The sequence below is a fragment of the Streptomyces coerulescens genome (assembly GCF_042657965.1).
GTDB lineage: Bacteria > Actinomycetota > Actinomycetes > Streptomycetales > Streptomycetaceae > Streptomyces > Streptomyces coerulescens.
In genome coordinates this window covers 378,760-395,711 of record NZ_JBHSKM010000019.1, presented here as the reverse complement: position 1 = coordinate 395,711, position 16,952 = coordinate 378,760, and the positions used below count along the sequence as shown (strand labels likewise).

The following is a 16,952-nucleotide window of genomic DNA, read 5'->3' as shown; positions in this document are numbered from 1 at the left end:
GTTCGGCATCGCAGCCGTATCCGCGCCGGCACTCGCACTGAGAGGGGGAGGCAGCGCAGTGACCAACATCCCGGAGACCGGCCGGACGCCACGCGTCCAGATCCGGCTCATCGTCATCCAGATCCTCGTCCTCTCGCTCCTCGGCACTCTCGGCGGGCGCCTGTGGTACCTCCAGATCCGCGAGGGCGACGCCTACGCCAAGGAGGCGTCCGGCAACCACGTCCAGCAGGTCGTCCAGCCCGCCGTGCGCGGCTCGATCCTGGACGCGCGCGGAGTGCCCCTCGCCGACAACGAGACCCGGCTGGTCGTCTCCGCCTCCCGCACAGACCTGCTGAAGATGCCGGACGACGGCAAGGCCGTCCTGACCAAGCTCGCCGGCGTGCTGGGCATGAAACCCAGCGAAGTGAAGGAGAAGGTCCGGCTGTGCGACGCCGAAACGCCGCAGCCGTGCTGGAACGGCTCGCCGTACCAGCCGATCCCCATCACCGACGAGGCCACCGCCAAGCAGGCCCTGCAGATCCGTGAGCGCGCCGAGGACTTCCCCGGCATCACCGCCGAGCCCCAGGCCGTGCGCCGCTACCCGGCCCCGGGCAAGTCCAACACCGCCCAGGTCCTCGGCTACCTCTCCCCGGTCACCGACGAGGAGCTCCAGCAGGCCCAGGACACCGACTCGCCCTACCTGCGCTCCGACCAGGTCGGCCGCTCCGGCCTGGAGCGCCAGTACGACAAGGAGCTGCGCGGCAAGGCCGGCGTCACCCGCTACGAGGTCGACAACCTGGGCCGCGTCATCGGCCAGGCCAAGGCCGACGCCGCGCAGCCCGGCTCCAACCTCGTCACCAGCATCGACGCCCGCGTGCAGCGCATCGCCGAGTACGAGCTGAACGACGCCATGAAGAAGGCCCGCCAGGAGTGGGACCGCAACACCAACGAGCCGTACAAGGCCGACTCGGGCGCCGTGGTCGTGATGGAGGCCAAGACCGGCCGCATCGTCGCCATGGCGTCCAACCCGACCTATGACCCCAACGCCTGGGTCGGCGGCATCTCCGCCAAGGACTACAAGACGCTCACGGGCAAGGCATCCAACTACCCGCTGCTCAACCGCGCCATCCAGGGCCAGTCGGCGCCCGGCTCGATCTTCAAGGTCGTCCCGACGGCCGCCGCGGTCAACGCCGGCTACTCCTTCGACGGCCCCTACGAATGCTCCAGCTCGTACTCGATCGGCGGCCAGGTCTTCAAGAACTTCGAGTCCAAGGGATACGGCCCGATCAGCCTCGGCCGCGCCCTGGAGGTCTCCTGCGACACCGTCTTCTACCGGCTCTCCCACGAGGAGTGGAAGCGCGACGGCGGCACCAAGCCGAAGAAGAACCCGGGCGACTGGTTCTACAAGACGGCCCACCAGTTCGGCCTCGGCGCGGAGACCGGTATCGACCTGCCCAACGAGGTCACCGGCCGCGTCCCCGACCGCCAGTGGAAGCAGGACTACTGGAAGGCCAACAAGGACGCCTGGTGCAAGTACGGCAAGAAGGACGGCTCGTACGCCGAGAAGATCGCCTACGAGAACTGCCTCGAAGGCAACCGCATGCGCGCCGGTGACTCCGTCAACTACTCCATCGGCCAGGGCGACACCCTCGTCACCCCGATCCAGATGGCCACGATCTACTCGGCCATCTCCAACGGCGGCACCCTCTACGACCCGACCGTCGGCAAGGCCGTCGTCAGCGCCGACGGCAAGTCCGTAGCGGAGATCGAGCCCAAGTCGCACGGCAAGCTGCCGATAAGCCGCAAGACGCTGGCCGCGATGGACGACGCCCTCGCCGGTGTCGCCACCCGCGGTACCGCGGCCTGGCGGTTCGCCGACGTCGGCTGGCCGCAGGACAAGATCCCGATGCACGCCAAGACCGGTACCGCGGAGGTCTACGGCAAGCAGACGACCTCGTGGTTCGCCACGTACACCAAGGACTACTCGGTCGTCATGACGATCTCCCAGGGTGGTACGGGTTCCGGTGCCTCGGGTCCGGCCGTGCGCAACATCTACGACGCGCTGTACGGCGTCTCCGACGACGGCACGATCAACAAGAAGAACGCGCTGCTGCCCACGCCGCAGAAGAACCTGCCGAAGGTCCGCACGGACGGCACCATGGCCTCGCCGAAGGTCTCCAAGGACCCGGCGAAGGAGCAGCGGGTCAGCCAGGAGGGCGAGGACTCCACGGACGAGCAGCAGCTCGCCGGGACCGTGGCGACGCCGACGGCCGAGAACCGGGACACCCGGCGCAGGCGACGCGGCGGCCGCAGGCGGGGAAGCCGGAGGATGCTGACATGACCGGCGCCAACAGTTTCCAGGTCTCCGGGTACGGACCGGAACGGGCGGGCTGGACCCGCCTGTTCGCCCGCGATTCGATGGCCCGCCGGCTGGACTGGCCGATACTGCTGTCGGCGACGGCCCTGTCGCTGATGGGTGCGCTCCTGGTGTACTCGGCGACCCGCAACCGCACCGAGCTCAACCAGGGCGACCAGTACTACTTCCTGATCCGGCACGTCCTGAACACCGGCATCGGGCTCGCGCTGATGATAGGGACCGTCTGGCTGGGCCACCGCGCGCTGCGCACGGCCGTGCCGATCCTGTACGGCCTGTCGGTCTTCCTGATCCTGCTGGTGCTCACACCGCTCGGCTCCACGATCAACGGCGCCCACTCCTGGATCAAGCTGCCCGGCGGCTTCTCGCTGCAGCCCTCGGAGTTCGTGAAGGTCACGATCATCCTGGGCATGGCGATGCTGCTGGCGGCGAGAGTGGACGCGGGCGACAAGCCCTACCCGGACCACCGCACGGTGATGCAGGCGCTTGGTCTGGCCACGGTGCCGATGCTGATCGTGCTGCTCATGCCCGACCTCGGGTCGGTCATGGTCATGGTGGTGATTGTGCTGGGTGTGCTGCTCGCGTCCGGTGCCTCCAACCGCTGGGTCTTCGGACTGATCGGGGCGGGGACCATCGGCGCGATCGCGGTCTGGCAGCTCGGCGTCCTGGACGACTACCAGATCGCCCGTTTCGCGGCCTTCGCCAACCCCGAACTCGACCCGGCGGGCGTCGGCTACAACACCAACCAGGCGCGTATCGCGATCGGTTCGGGCGGGCTCGCGGGAGCGGGGCTGTTCCACGGTTCGCAGACCACCGGCCAGTTCGTGCCGGAGCAGCAGACCGACTTCGTCTTCACGGTGGCGGGGGAGGAGCTGGGCTTCCTCGGCGGCGGGCTGATCATCGTACTGCTCGGTGTGATCCTCTGGCGGGCCTGCCGGATCGCCCGTGAGACGACCGAGCTGTACGGGACCATCGTCGCGGCCGGGATCGTGGCGTGGCTCGCCTTCCAGTCGTTCGAGAACGTCGGGATGACGCTGGGGATCATGCCGGTGACGGGTCTGCCGTTGCCGTTCGTCTCCTATGGCGGATCGTCGATGTTCGCGGTGTGGGTGGCCGTGGGACTGCTCCAGTCGATCCGGGTGCAACGTCCGATGTCGGCCTGAACTCCGCGTTCGCTGGAGGCGGGCGGTGTCCGGCGGCACGGAGTCTCCGCGCCGCCCGGACCGTGAGCGGAATCGGCCGGTCCCCCTGTCTTCACCGCCCGTACGCCTGTGGTTCATGGCTGGTAAGCCCTGTCATCCGGTCGGGACTCCGATTAGATTCGGTTCATGGCGGACACGAAGCGCGAAATCGAGCGGAAGTATGAATCCGACGACAGCGGCCTGCCCGACCTGACCGGCGTCGCCGGGGTCGCGTCCGTCGTCGACAAGGGTGTCGCGCATCTGGACGCCACCTACTACGACACCCCGGATCAGCGCCTCGCGACGGCGTCGATCACGCTGCGCCGCAGAACGGGCGGGTCCGACGCCGGCTGGCATCTGAAGTTCCCCGTCGCCCCGGGAGTGCGGGACGAGATCCAGGCACCGCTGTCCGACGACCTGCCCGACGCGCTCGCCGGGCTCGTCCGCTCCCGGGTTCGGCACGCCGAACTGGTGCCGGTGGTCCGGCTACGTTCCGACCGGGATGTGCGCGACCTCGTGGACGCCGACGGGCGGGTGCTGGCCGAGGTCAGTGTGGACGCCGTACACGCGCAGCGGCTCGCCGGCGGGGACGGCAGCGCGCAGTGGAGCGAGATCGAGGTGGAGCTGTCCGACGACGTCGATCCGGGCTTCCTCGACATGGTGGAGAAGCGCCTGCGCAAGGCGGGCGTACGGCCGTCGAAGTCGGCGTCGAAGCTGGCGCGGGCGCTGGCCGAGACCGCTCCGAAGAAGCTCGCCCCCGGGCCCGCCGCGGACCTCGTGACCGCCGGTGACCATGTGCTCGCCTATGTGCGGGCCCAGCGGGACGCGATCGTCGAGCTGGATCCGGCCGTACGCCAGGACGCCGAGGACTCCGTCCACAGCATGCGCGTCGCGACCCGCCGGATGCGCAGCACCTTCAAGTCCTTCGGCAAGGTCCTGGACCGGGCGGTCACCGCACCCATCGCCGACGAGCTGAAGTGGCTCGCCGGTGAGCTGGGCGTGGACCGGGACCGCGAGGTCCTCAACGAACGCCTGAGCGCGGCACTGGAGGAGGTGCCCGAGCCGCTGGTGTCCGGGCCGGTCGCCGAGCGGATGAGCCACTGGGCCGGCGAGCGGCCCGGCGGGGCGAGCGCCCGGCTGATCGGGGTCCTCGACTCCGGCCGTTACCTGGCCCTCCTCGACACCTTGGACGCGCTGCTGGCCGATCCGCCGCTGTCGAAGTCCGCCGGTGGCAAGCCCGGCAAGGTGCTGCCCAAGGCCGTCAAGAAGGATTTCGGGAAGGTCACCGCGCTGGTCGAGCAGGCGGTGCGGCTGGACCCCGGCACCGACCGGGACGTGGCCATCCACGAGGCCCGCAAGAAGACCAAGCGCACCCGCTACGCGGCGGAGGCGGCCACCCCGGCGCTCGGTAAGCCGGCAAAGGACCTGGCCAAGACGATGAAGTCGCTGCAGAGCCTGCTCGGCGAGCACCAGGACAGCGTCATGGCCCGCCTCACCCTGCGCGAGCTGGCCGCGGTGGCGCACGCGGCCGGGGAGAGCGCTTTCACCTACGGGCTGCTCTACGGGCGCGAGGAGCGGCGCGCAGCGGCCGTGGAGGCCGAGCTGCCCGGATTCTGGGACGGGATCAAGGACGGGACGGACGTCCTGTGAGCCTTCGGACGTACGGGGGGTGCCCGCGGTCGCGTTAGGCTAGATGGTCACCCCTGTCAGTTCAGTCCAGCCCCGAAGGTTCGCGAGATGCCTGCCGAAGCCGCTGCGGTCACCGAGTCCGTGTTCCCGCAGCTCGAAGCTCTGCTCCCGCATGTGCAGAAGCCGATCCAGTACGTCGGCGGAGAACTCAATTCCACGGTCAAGCCGTGGGAGTCCTGCGACGTCCGCTGGGCGCTCATGTACCCGGACGCCTATGAGGTCGGGCTGCCCAACCAGGGCGTCATGATCCTCTACGAGGTCCTGAACGAGCAGGAGGGCGTCCTCGCCGAGCGCACGTACAGCGTGTGGCCGGACCTGGAGGCGCTGATGCGGGAGCACGGCGTCCCGCAGTTCACGGTCGACAGCCACCGCCCGGTGAAGGCCTTCGACGTGTTCGGGCTCAGCTTCTCCACGGAGCTGGGCTACACCAACATGCTCACGGCCCTGGACCTGGCCGGCATCCCCCTGGAGTCCAAGGACCGCGGGCTGGACGACCCGATCGTCCTGGCCGGCGGCCACGCGGCCTTCAACCCCGAGCCGATCGCCGACTTCATCGACGCGGCGATCATCGGCGACGGCGAGCAGGCCGTCCTCGACATGACGAAGATCATCCGTGAGTGGAAGGCGGAGGGCTGCCCCGGCGGCCGCGAAGAGGTCCTCTTCCGCCTCGCGAAGACGGGCTCGGTGTACATCCCCGCGTTCTACGACGTCGAGTACCTCCCGGACGGCCGTATCGCCCGTGTCGTACCCAACAAGTCGGGCGTCCCGTGGCGGGTGTCGAAGCACACGGTGATGGACCTCGACGAGTGGCCGTACCCCAAGCAGCCTCTCGTCCCCCTGGCCGAGACGGTCCACGAGCGCATGTCGGTGGAGATCTTCCGCGGCTGCACCCGCGGCTGCCGCTTCTGCCAGGCCGGCATGATCACCCGCCCCGTCCGCGAGCGCTCGATCACCGGCATCGGCGAGATGGTCGACAAGGGCCTGAAGGCGACGGGCTTCGAGGAGGTCGGCCTGCTGTCCCTGTCGTCGGCGGACCACTCCGAGATCGGCGACATCGCGAAGGGCCTCGCGGACCGCTACGAGGAGGACAAGATCGGTCTGTCGCTCCCGTCGACCCGCGTGGACGCGTTCAACGTGGACCTGGCGAACGAGCTGACGCGCAACGGCCGCCGCTCCGGCCTGACCTTCGCCCCCGAGGGCGGCAGCGAGCGCATGCGCAAGGTCATCAACAAGATGGTGTCCGAGGAGGACCTCATCCGCACCGTCGCGACGGCCTACGGCAACGGCTGGCGCCAGGTGAAGCTGTACTTCATGTGCGGTCTGCCGACGGAGACCGACGACGACGTCCTGCAGATCGCCGACATGGCGATGAACGTGATCGCCAAGGGCCGCGAGGTGTCACGCTCGAACGACATCCGCTGCACGGTCTCGATCGGCGGCTTCGTCCCCAAGCCCCACACCCCCTTCCAGTGGGCCCCGCAGCTCTCGGCGGAGGAGACGGACGCCCGCCTGGAGAAGCTCCGCGACAAGATCCGCGGCGACAAGAAGTACGGCCGCTCGATCGGCTTCCGCTACCACGACGGCAAGCCCGGCATCGTCGAGGGCCTGCTGTCCCGCGGCGACCGCCGTATCGGCGCCGTCATCCGCGCGGTCTACGACGACGGCGGCCGCTTCGACGGCTGGCGCGAGCACTTCTCGTACGACCGCTGGATGAGCTGCGCCGACAAGGCGCTGGCCCCCTTCGGCGTCGACGTCGACTGGTACACCACCCGCGAGCGCACCTACGAGGAGGTCCTCCCCTGGGACCACCTCGACTCCGGCCTCGACAAGGACTGGCTCTGGGAGGACTGGCAGGACGCCCTCGACGAGACCGAGGTCGAGGACTGCCGGTGGACGCCTTGCTTCGACTGCGGGGTGTGTCCGCAGATGGACACGTCCATCCAAATCGGGCCGACTGGGAAGAAGTTGCTGCCTCTGACCGTCAAGAACGCGGCGCCGGCGTCTGGCGGGCACTCTCACTGAGGTGGGCGGGGCACTCGATCGGGTGATGGAGGCGCTGGCAGGGGCGAGCGAGGACGAGGCGGCGACTGCGTTGTTCGCGGCTGGCGCTTCGACCGCTCGTCCACCAGTGCCGTCAGTGCCCCTCTGGACACCGCTGCCGGGCCCTGAGGCTTCGCTGCACATCGTTTCCGAGTTGGAGTGGGTCTGAGGTCTGCATCGGCCTGCACGTGACTGCGTAGCCGCGAGCCCCCTTCCCGAACCCCGAAGGGGGCTTGTCGGCGTTCGTCGGTGGGTGAATGCGCGCGACCGAGCTTCTTGCCGGAAGCTGTCCTTGTGGTGGGCCTTACTGGTCTGCCTTGTAGGTTTCCCGGTCCTTGAGAAGGCCCCACGCCTTGATGTTCCAGTTCTGCGGCTCCACCAAGATCGTCTTCCATGCCGTGCTGGTCGTGGTGATCTCTATCCGGTGGTGCGGAAAGTTCCGATCGATCTTGACGATCTCCACAGGTGGGAACTGATGAGACCCGCCGCTCTCCGCGAAGAAGTGGAAGCCACCCGTATGGATGGGAACGGCCGTCCCGACGACATGCGGCTCACCGATCTTGGCGTCCAGGCAGCCGCGGGAGTCGGAGCGCCACTTATGCCGATGGCGCCATCCGCCACAAAACGACGGTTCCAAGCAAACGCCACACGGATCCGTGCCTGAGCCTCCCCGACCCATTCGGCCACAAGCAGCACAGCGAACACCCCCCACGAGTAGTTGTGCGTCACATCGGCCAGCCCCCACGCAAAGAACCCGAAGAAGACTGCCGCGCCAACGATCTGGCTGGTCTCTGCACCAGCCACCTGCTGGTTATGCGCGATGCTGCCTCTGCGACTTCTGCGATCTGTTGCCACTGCTGCTCCTTGAGGCGCCTGCTGACTGCGGTGACAGCGATGCTGATACGTACCAGGTTCGCGGCCGCGTGGTTCGGGAACCCCGTCAACGAACGGTTCAGGAAACCCTGCTCGCATGAGGCGAAGATCTGACCCAAGATCGCACGCAGCTACTTACCTCGGCGCGGCTGGTGGGCAGCCTGTCTGGCTGTGGATGCCGTACTTGGTGCCACGCGTCACTCGTCTCCAGGGTCCGGGATCGAGTCGAGAAGTGCGTAAGCATCTTCCTCAACTTCCGCCCTGCCCATGCCCACGTCCATCTTGACGGCCTGCAACTCGGACAGCTTGAGCCACTCCAACTGCTCCAGTGTGTACGGTCCGTCGGTCTCACCAAAGGCCGTGAGCAGCCTGGCAGAGAAGCGTTCTGCCTCGACCTCGGCCCCACGCTTCTCACACATTGCTCGCGCCATTTGCTGGATGACCGACACGTCTTCCTCGCGAACATCCCGCAGCACTGCGAGGGGAGACCGCAGATGCTCGGGCACCGTGTCGTCCGGCCGCACTCCGCACCACTGCTCGGCGACCATTTCCGCGACCCGGCGCACGGGCACCTCGAGGGATCTGGCCAAATACGGGTAGAGGCTAGGCTTGGGCGGATCCTCGATCTCGTCCCACCGCACCTTGTTCCACCAGGTCACCGATCGCTTGAAGTCACAGTCAGCAGCCATCTCCTGGTAAGTCTTGCCAGCCCTGCTGTTGAGGTGGGTAACCCGCTCACTGAATACGTTTCCCATGACGGGAGCGTCATCTGAAAAATAGAAACTGTCAATTCTCGTTGATTTGAATCCGTGTATCTGGTAGAGCCGTTGACCCGCTCATGGGCTACTCAGGGAGCTGCTGGGCCTGGGCCCGCGACCATCGGCCGTTTATTCGACTGCTTTCACGGGGCTGTGCTGCCAGAATCCGTGGCATGAGCTACACCGCCGAGCTGCCGTGGCCTGTACCCGACGAGCGATTCCGCCACTGGGCCGGCCAGTTCGCTGACATGCACGACCTGGTGCGTGACCTCGTGATCCCGTCTGGCTTGCCCCAGGCTGCGGAAAGCGTCCTGACCACGGCACGCGAGCTGATCCGCATGAGCTATTACCGCTACGAGTTCATGATGATCGGCGCTGCGACCTCCGTGATCGCCATCGAGACCGCGCTCACCGACCGCTATGGCAAGGGCACCCTAGCTAGCCACCTCAGGAAGGCCCGCGTTGACGGACTCCTCACCGAGGAGCAGTACGACCTCCTCGATAGCTGCGGACGGCCGATCCGGAACAGTTATGCGCACGGGGATCTCACTCATGCCGCGCTAGCTCCACCCCTGGCCATCGGGATGGTCCGTACGTCGATCACGATCCTCGCCAAGTTGCACGTCTCGCCCCGTCCCGGGACCGCGGTCGCAAGCGGATGAGTGTTTCAGCGAGGCCGCAGATGAATATGCCCATCCAGATCGGGCCGACCGGGAAGAAGCTGCTTCCTCTGACCGTCAAGAACGCTGCGCAGGCGCCCGCGTCGAGGGGTCACGCGCACTGAGGATGGGCAGGCGATCTATCAGGGGTCTGAGTCCTGTACAGGCGAGCAGGCCGACCCTGCACCTCTTGTCGACGGCGGTGGATGTAGGCCATTGAGTTCACGCTAGGGGGTCTCTGAGGTGGATCGACCGGGGTCCGGCGGGCGGGCCAGTGTGAGGGGTAGGAGGTCCGCGGGTATTTCGGAAGAGGTGTTGCGGGCGGCGGTGAGCAGGGCGTCGAGTCGGTGGGCGATCTCAGGGACGCTTGTTGCCAGGCCGGTCTCGTGCAGCAGTCTGATCGCCTGCCAGTTCGGGGCCGCGGGGTGCCGGCCGAGTTCGTCCAGGAGCCCCTGTGCCGCGGTCCTGGCGATCTGTCGGGTCGGGTCGGTCAGCAGTCGGCGTACCGCCGGGTCGTTTGCCGGGTCCTTGAACAGGTGGCCCAGGTTGCGGGCGAGCCGGAATCGGACCCAGTCGTCCCAGGTATCCAGCAGCCGTCCGAGAATGCGTCCCCGCCATGGCTCGGCCACGGGGGCGATCAGCATCAGTCGCAGCAGATAGCGTTCGTTCCAAGTCGCCTCGACGTATTCGAGCAGTGGGATCCGCGCGGACGCGGGCACCTTGCCGAAGTCGGAAATCAGTCGGTTGCGTGCTGCCTGGCGGGTCGCCACGTCGGGAGCGTCCAGGAATTCACGGAAGACGCGCTGGCCCCAGGGAGCGGTCCACATGATGTCGGCGTGCCGGAGGAATCCGTGCAGGGCGGCACTGCGCACGCCGACCTCGCTGCTGTCCGCCATCCGCCGAGCCAGTCTGCGTACCACCTCGGTGAGCTGCGGATCGGCGCGGACGCAGCGGTCGAGCCCCTCCTCGATGCTCGGATGCCGCAGCGCGTGGTAGCCGCCTGTCAGGGTGCCGTGCCACAGGACGTAGTCGTGCAACGAGCCGAGGGCGATGTCGAAGGACGTGATGCCCACATGACCGAAGTCTCCGCCTCGGACCGCGGCGTCGAAAAGTCGGCGGACCGTGTCCTGATCGATGTGCTCCGAGGACAGGGTCGCGACGAGATACAGGAAGCCCTGTTCCACGAGAGTCAGAAGCCGGACCTGGCGGCCGAACTCCGAGGAGATGTCTCGGTATCCGGGCAGTCGGGTCAGTGCTTCTTCGACGTCCGGGATGTCCCTGGTGTTGCGGATGAACAGTTCCACGTTGTGCGGTACGGGCAGGGCGTTGGTGATGCATGTGATGACGTACGGCGGTACGGGAGTCCATCGCGGGCAGTAGCAGGCGACATACCGTTCCGCGATCTCGTCCAGTTGAGCGGTGGTGTAGGCGGTCTCCACGGTCAGTCGCTGGCTCAGCGTGATCGTGTACTCGGCGAACGAGTCGATGATGACTTTGTCGAAGACGGCGGAGCGTGACGTGACGATGACCCGGCATCTCCTGGCGGCCACAAGGTCCAGGAACCGCCGTAGGTTCGTGACGAACTCCGGCATGTCCACAGGCACCGTCGATCCGAAAGGATCCTCCAGATAGATGGCCTGGTCGTTCGGGAAGAGCTTGGCAAGCCGGTCCTCGAACCTGCCCGGCGATGTGCTCAGCGTCAGGCTGAGCTGCTGGGAGTTCACCCAGTTGGGAGAGAATCCGGACCGAGAGTAGAGCTTCCACAGCAGTTCGACGGCGGTGAACGTCTTTCCCACGTGGGGATCGCCGACGATGAACACGACGTGGTGCCGCTCGAGGGTGGCGACGATGTCGTCGTACTGCTGGGGAGGCACGAACACAGAGGTGAGCTGTGTGTACGGGCTGGCCTCCGCGTGGCGATCCAGGCCGAGTTCGTCGAGGAAGTCGTCCAGCGTCCGATCCTCGGACGTGTCCGAGGCGGCGATGGCCGTGATCTCCTGTGCCAGTGCAAGTAGTTCGCCGTCGAGAGGGGAGCCGACGAACTCGACCGCGGCGCGCAGGATCGATACCAGCGGGGGTTCCGTGCCGGGTGCGTGGTGGTGGCGTGCGCAACGGTCCACGACCACGGCACAGAAATCGATCGTGGAGCCGTCCACGGGAATGCTGTCCAGAAGGTCCGCGTCGAACGCAGCGTCCTGGAGCAGCGCTTGGCGCAGACCAGATCTGTCGATTCCCGGGACCCGGCGCAGCAGACGCTGCGCCTGCTGGCGTATTCGGCCCGGTACGGCTCGGTGGTGCGGGTCGGTCATCTCAGCGCAGGAATTCCTGAGGGTCGGTCTTCTGCTGTCGGGCGAGGTCGACCAGCCGGCGCTGATCCGGGTTGTTCCCGGCTTCCGCGATGACGCGGTCGTACCAGCGTGCGGCCGCCTCCGGCTCACCGACTCTCCGGTACTGCTCGCCGATCAAGTACTTGATGGTCTGGGCATGCTCGCCGACGACGAAGTTCTCCTCGATCGCCCTCTCGAAGTGTTCGATCACTTGTCGGCGCAGGTAATCCTGGCCTTCGGTGCTCTCCACCTCCGGTTCGTTACCCCAGGCCCAAGCGGCCCGTAGATACAGGCTTCCGATCTCCTCGGCGTCACTGCCTCGCCACTTGGCGATCCACGCGGCGTACTCGAACCGGCGGGAGGCCGAGGAATGCTCGTCGCGCACCAAGGGCGTGATGCGTTCGGCGATGAGCCGGGACACCTTCTTGTCCACACGGCCGTTGAAGGCGCCACTGTTGCCGGTGAATCCGCAGTTGTCGCAGGTGTGGATGAATCCCCTGTCCGGCTGGGATCCGCCCGCGATCTCCTGGAAGTCGGTGGTGACGCCACCCATGTTGTTGGTGCTGCCGGTGACGTAGGACTTGAATGTCGTACCGCAGTTGGGGCAGTTGAAGTCACGCGGGAAGATGGTCGTCATCGGAGCCTCCTTCGATGAAGCTCGGAACGCTGGTCTGCCCACGCAGCTCGTCGGGAAGATGGGCGAGCACGCTTGAGAGCAGGATGCCCTCGTTGCGGTAGAAGAACCGGCCCGTTGTCGGCTCGGGAATCCTGCCCCCGCTGTGGTGGATCGCCACCACCTGCCACTGGTCGTCCAGTACGGGGGAGCCGGAGGAGCCGGGGAGTGTGGAGGTCAGATACTGAACAACGTCCCCTCCTTGGTAAGCGATCCGGTTGTGCTGCAGGGCGATCTGCTTGGGCAGTCCGGCCGGATGCTGCACGATATTGACGCGGTCTCCGGTCCGTGGGGGCGCCTTCGACGCGCTCAGCCACCCCCACTTACGGCCGGGCTGCCCGTCGATCGCGATGAGGGAGTAGTCCAGCTCGTCGCCCGGGCTCGTGTGCAGGAGCCCGCCCTCAGTCGCCCGGTACTCACTGACCGGTCGGGCGCGGCCCTCGGCGTCGTCCTCGAAGCCGAAGCGGAAAACCGATCCGCGTAACTGCTCTTCAGTACCGATTACATGATGGTTCGTCAGTAGTAGTCCAGGGGCGATGAGGAAGCCCGTGCCCGACCAGCTGCGGTGCCCCACCCTGGTCTCGACGTATGCGACGGCGGCCGCGGCGCGCAGGCCTTCGGCGAGGAAGGAGACGGGCCGCAGTGTGTTCTCGCCGATGATCTTTTCCTGGAACCGGGCGACGTCCCGGTCGCTCAGAGCCCCCCTTGGCTCGGGTTGTGTCGCCACCGGAACCATGAGGCCGTAGCGATCGAGGATGCCGGTGAGGAGTGTGCGCTGTTCGATCCCCACGAGCAGGGTCAGTTCGTTGACGATTCGCCCGAGCGCCTCGTGTTCCGGAGAGACGCGCCCATACGCGAGGGCGTGGGTCACCAGCCTGCTCGCCGCCACGTAGGGCGATCCGCTCAGGTCGACGTGGGTGGCCAGCCGCGCCAGCCCCGCATTTCGCACGAACTCGCCCCGATCGGCCTCGCGTGCGAATTCCGGTAGTTCCTTGAGCACGGCGATGAGCGCCGCCCTGTCGTCCGGCGACAATTCGACCACCTGACAGTCCCCCTTCGGGCCGTCCGCACGACCCATCAACCATCGTCACAGCGGCTCGGCGTCCACGGTATCCGTGTCCGGGTGCCATGCGCTGCCTCTTGGTCAGAGGCCGTAGAAGCTGCTGCCGCTGCCCCTCAGAACGCGGAGCCGGCGCCCGGCGGGCACGTTCGCTTAGGTGGGTATGTGAGTGGGGGCCCTCGCCCGGTGCAGGGTCGGCTGTCCCGGCCGCCGCTCCGAGGTTTTCAGGGGCGCCGTCGGATTACCGGTCCTTCTACTGGTCCTCGGTGACCCGGATGATCGCCTTGCCCGGAGTGCGCTTGGCCGGGGCGAATGCGTCGGCGGCTTCGGTGAGCGGCCACACTGAGCCGATGATCGGCCGGAGGCGACCGGTGCGGACACGCGTGGCGAGCTCGGCGAGGCGCGTGCGGTCGGGTTCGACGACGAAGAAGATCGCACGCCCGTCCTCGGGGTGGACCGTGACAGGGCGGGCGATGGTGACGAGCGTGCCACCGGGGCGGACCAGTGCGGTGGACCGGTCGAGAATGTCTCCGCCGATCACGTCGAAGACCACGTCGACCTCACCGATGCCTTCGAGGCGCTCCGCCTGGAGGTCGACAAAGGTGTGCACGCCCAGGTCGAGGGCGGTGTCGCGGTCACCGGCTCGGCCCGTACCGAGGACGCGGGCGCCGGCCTCCCGAGCCAGCTGGACCGCGAGGGAGCCCACGCCGCCCGCCACGCCGTGGATGAGCACCGTCTGACCGGTGGTGAGGCGGGCGTGGTCGAACAGGGCCTGCCACGCGGTGAGTCCGGAAATGGGCAGAGCCGCAGCCGTGACGTGGTCGATGTCGGCCGGGAGCGGGGCAAGGTTGCGGGCCTCGACCGCCACGTACTCGGCGAGCGTGCCATTGCGCGCCCAGTCGGCAAGACCGAAGACCCGTTGGCCGACGCTCAGCCCGGTGGTGCCGTAGCCCAGTTCCGTGACCACACCGGACAGCTCATGACCGGGCACGCTCGGGGTGCGGTCATGTCCGGCCCGGTCGGTCCAGGTGCCGGGCCAGTCCAGCTCGCCCGGGGTGAATCCAGCGGCATGAACACGCACGACGACGTCGTTCTCGGCGGCGTGCGGATGGGGAAGGTCGGTAAGGGTGAGACCTCGAACGCCTGCTTCGCGGTCGCGGACAGTGATGGCCTGCATCGTTTGCATGGCTTGTCTGGCTTGCATGAAAGGTTCCTCGCGTTGATGGGTGGCCGACGAGGTGAGCGGTACCCCGTAGAGCACACTCGTTTCGTTGCATTTGCGAGCGTAGACGGCAGGTGGCCCATCGGCCTGGGCCATTTCGTGTACGTTCGGATGGGCCATTGCTGTCGCGGTCAATGACGGTCCCTTACCGGCGTGACTCGCGTGGCGAACTGACGGGCCCGCCGGAGCCGAGTGGGCGTGCCTGCTCCTGTGCGCCGAGTGGGCGCGCCCGGTTTCCTGTGCGCCGAGTGGCTGAACTCTGCGGCGGGGCAACGTTCCGGGCCCGGGCGGCGGCAATGCTTGGCCCATGACGTCCGGGGCAGGCACGGCAAAGGGTGCGGCAAGGGCGCGGCTCGTCCTGTGGACACTCGCGGCCGGTCAGTTCCTGATGGCGCTCGACAGCTCCGTCATGAACGTCTCCATCGCATCGGTCGCCGACGACGTGGGCACGACGGTGACCGGGATTCAGGGCGCCATCACGGCTTACACGCTCGTGATGGCGATGTTCATGATCCCGGGCGGCAAGGTCGGGGTGCTGATCGGCCGCAGACGCGCTTTCATGATCGGCTGCTGCATCTACGGATGCGGTTCCTTCGTCACGGCGCTCGCGCCGAACCTGCCGGTGCTGCTGCTCGGCTGGTCCTTTCTGGAGGGCATCGGGGCGGCACTCATCCTGCCCGCGATCGTGGCGTTGGTGGCCGGCAACTTCCCGGCCGAGCGACGTCCCGCCGCCTACGGACTCGTCGCGGCGGCAGGTGCCGTGGCGATCGCGCTGGGGCCGCTGATCGGCGGTCTGGCCACGACGTATCTGTCGTGGCGCTGGGTGTTCGCCGGCGAGGTCCTGGTGGTGCTCGGCATTCTGGTGCTCGCCCGCCGCATCTCCGACGCCGCGAGCGGCGAGCGCCCGCGCATCGACCTCGTCGGCGCCGCACTGTGCGCCCTCGGGCTCGGCGTCTTCGTCTACGGCGTCCTCCGCTCCGACGAGTGGGGGTGGTTCCGTCCGAAGCCCGACGCGCCCACGTGGCTCGGGATCTCGCCGGTCGTATGGCTGATGCTGGCCGGTGTGCTGCTGATCTGGCTCTTCCTCCACTGGGAGGCCCGCCTCGTGGAGCGGCACCGGGATCCGCTCATCGAGCCGGCGCTGCTGCACACCAGACAGCTCACCGGTGGCCTGACCATGTTCTTCTTCCAGTACCTCGTCCTGATGGGCGTGTTCTTCGTCGTACCCCTCTATCTCTCGATCGCGCTGGGTCTGTCCGCGCTGGAGACCGGTGCCCGCCTTCTGCCGCTCTCCCTGACCCTGCTGGCGGCCGCGACCCTGATCCCCCGTTTCCTCCCGGACGTCTCGCCCAGACGGGTGGTCAGGCTGGGGATCCTCGCCCTGCTCGCCGGTGCGGTGGTCCTGATGGCCGCGCTGGACGCGGACGCCGGCGCGGAGATCGTGACGATTCCGTTCCTGCTGATCGGGCTGGGCACGGGTGCGCTGGCGTCCCAACTGGGGTCGGTCACCGTCTCGGCGGTGCCGGACGAGCAGAGCGCGGAGGTCGGCGGCATCCAGAACGCCGTCACCAACCTCGGTTCCTCGATCGGTACGGCACTCGCCGGATCGATCCTGATCGCCGCGCTCGCCTCTTCCTTCCTGACCAACCTCGAACAGAATCCGGCGATCCCGGCGGAGGTCAAGGAGCAGGCGGCCGTAGAGCTCCAGAACGGTGTGACGTTCCTGTCGGACGCGCAGTTGAAGTCCGCTCTGGACGAAGCGGGTGTCGACGAAGAGGTGGCTCGGGCCGCGCTGGACGCCAACGCCGACGCCCGGCTGGACGGTCTGCGTGCCGCGCTCGCGATCCTCGCGTTCGCGTGCGCCCTGGCGCTGTTCTTCACGTCGAGGATCCCGACGACCCAGCCCGCCTCCACGTAGGCGCGGCCCGCCCGGCTCGACGCGCGCGGCAGAGGGACGGCGCCTACGCTTGAGGGGCAACCGCCGGACGCCAAGGGGCGATTCCCGCGTCGAGCGGGTGAGTGCGGTTCCACTCCCGGTTCCATTCCTGGTTTCACTCCCGGTGAACGGCTCGCGCGTTCCCGGTTGCACTCCCGGGTCCACTCCCTACAGCACCGGA

At 67.5% G+C, this 16,952-nt stretch carries 12 protein-coding genes; 6 read left to right on the top strand and 6 right to left on the bottom strand.

Going from position 1 to position 16,952, the window contains the following annotated elements:
• Positions 1-58 precede the first annotated feature (58 nt).
• The 4 genes from mrdA (at position 59) to ACFPQ9_RS24805 (ending at position 7,245) form a co-directional block, all read left to right on the top strand.
• The gene (gene mrdA / locus ACFPQ9_RS24820) at positions 59-2,320 is read left to right on the top strand and encodes a penicillin-binding protein 2 (RefSeq protein WP_380857233.1); all 2,262 of its coding nucleotides are present in this window, start codon (positions 59-61) and stop codon (positions 2,318-2,320) included.
• The gene (gene rodA / locus ACFPQ9_RS24815) at positions 2,317-3,516 is read left to right on the top strand and encodes a rod shape-determining protein RodA (protein ID WP_380857230.1); all 1,200 of its coding nucleotides are present in this window, start codon (positions 2,317-2,319) and stop codon (positions 3,514-3,516) included. Before mrdA ends, rodA begins: the two co-directional genes overlap by 4 nt.
• A gap of 165 nt (positions 3,517-3,681) precedes the next feature.
• A complete protein-coding gene (locus ACFPQ9_RS24810) occupies positions 3,682-5,184 on the top strand; it encodes a CYTH and CHAD domain-containing protein (RefSeq protein ID WP_380857227.1) in 1,503 nt (500 codons plus the stop codon).
• 87 nt (positions 5,185-5,271) lie between these two features.
• Positions 5,272-7,245, top strand: a complete 1,974-nt coding sequence (locus ACFPQ9_RS24805) for a TIGR03960 family B12-binding radical SAM protein (protein ID WP_380857224.1) — start codon at positions 5,272-5,274, stop codon at positions 7,243-7,245.
• A 322-nt stretch (positions 7,246-7,567) separates the two neighbouring features.
• Here the strand turns inward: ACFPQ9_RS24805 and ACFPQ9_RS24800 are convergent, their stop codons facing one another.
• The gene (locus ACFPQ9_RS24800) at positions 7,568-7,726 is read right to left on the bottom strand and encodes a hypothetical protein (protein ID WP_380857221.1); all 159 of its coding nucleotides are present in this window, start codon (positions 7,724-7,726) and stop codon (positions 7,568-7,570) included.
• A 607-nt stretch (positions 7,727-8,333) separates the two neighbouring features.
• Positions 8,334-8,891 carry a hypothetical protein gene (locus tag ACFPQ9_RS24795; RefSeq protein ID WP_380857218.1) on the bottom strand — a complete coding sequence of 186 codons (558 nt, stop codon included), beginning with the start codon at positions 8,889-8,891 and terminating at the stop codon, positions 8,334-8,336.
• Between the two features lie 176 nt (positions 8,892-9,067).
• Here ACFPQ9_RS24795 and ACFPQ9_RS24790 point away from each other — a divergent pair, with 176 nt between their 5' ends.
• Positions 9,068-9,556, top strand: a complete 489-nt coding sequence (locus ACFPQ9_RS24790; RefSeq protein ID WP_380857215.1) for a hypothetical protein — start codon at positions 9,068-9,070, stop codon at positions 9,554-9,556.
• Between the two features lie 224 nt (positions 9,557-9,780).
• Here ACFPQ9_RS24790 and ACFPQ9_RS24785 read toward each other — a convergent pair whose 3' ends face one another.
• From ACFPQ9_RS24785 to ACFPQ9_RS24770, 4 genes are all read right to left on the bottom strand, one after another.
• Complete coding sequence (locus ACFPQ9_RS24785) at positions 9,781-11,862, bottom strand: nSTAND3 domain-containing NTPase (RefSeq protein ID WP_380857212.1); 2,082 nt, start codon at positions 11,860-11,862, stop codon at positions 9,781-9,783.
• Between the two features lies 1 nt (position 11,863).
• Positions 11,864-12,517: a DUF2225 domain-containing protein gene (locus tag ACFPQ9_RS24780; protein ID WP_380857207.1), complete on the bottom strand. Its 654-nt coding sequence runs from the start codon at positions 12,515-12,517 to the stop codon at positions 11,864-11,866.
• The gene (locus tag ACFPQ9_RS24775; protein ID WP_380857204.1) at positions 12,495-13,595 is read right to left on the bottom strand and encodes a trypsin-like peptidase domain-containing protein; all 1,101 of its coding nucleotides are present in this window, start codon (positions 13,593-13,595) and stop codon (positions 12,495-12,497) included. Before ACFPQ9_RS24775 ends, ACFPQ9_RS24780 begins: the two co-directional genes overlap by 23 nt.
• Positions 13,596-13,866: 271 nt before the next feature.
• Positions 13,867-14,790, bottom strand: coding sequence for an NADP-dependent oxidoreductase (locus ACFPQ9_RS24770; RefSeq protein ID WP_380858655.1), 924 nt, complete (start codon positions 14,788-14,790; stop codon positions 13,867-13,869).
• Between the two features lie 352 nt (positions 14,791-15,142).
• On the opposite strand from ACFPQ9_RS24770, the gene ACFPQ9_RS24765 reads away from it, so the two are divergent.
• Entirely contained in the window at positions 15,143-16,753 is a 1,611-nt protein-coding gene (locus ACFPQ9_RS24765) for an MFS transporter (protein WP_380857201.1), read from the top strand.
• Positions 16,754-16,952 lie beyond the last annotated feature (199 nt).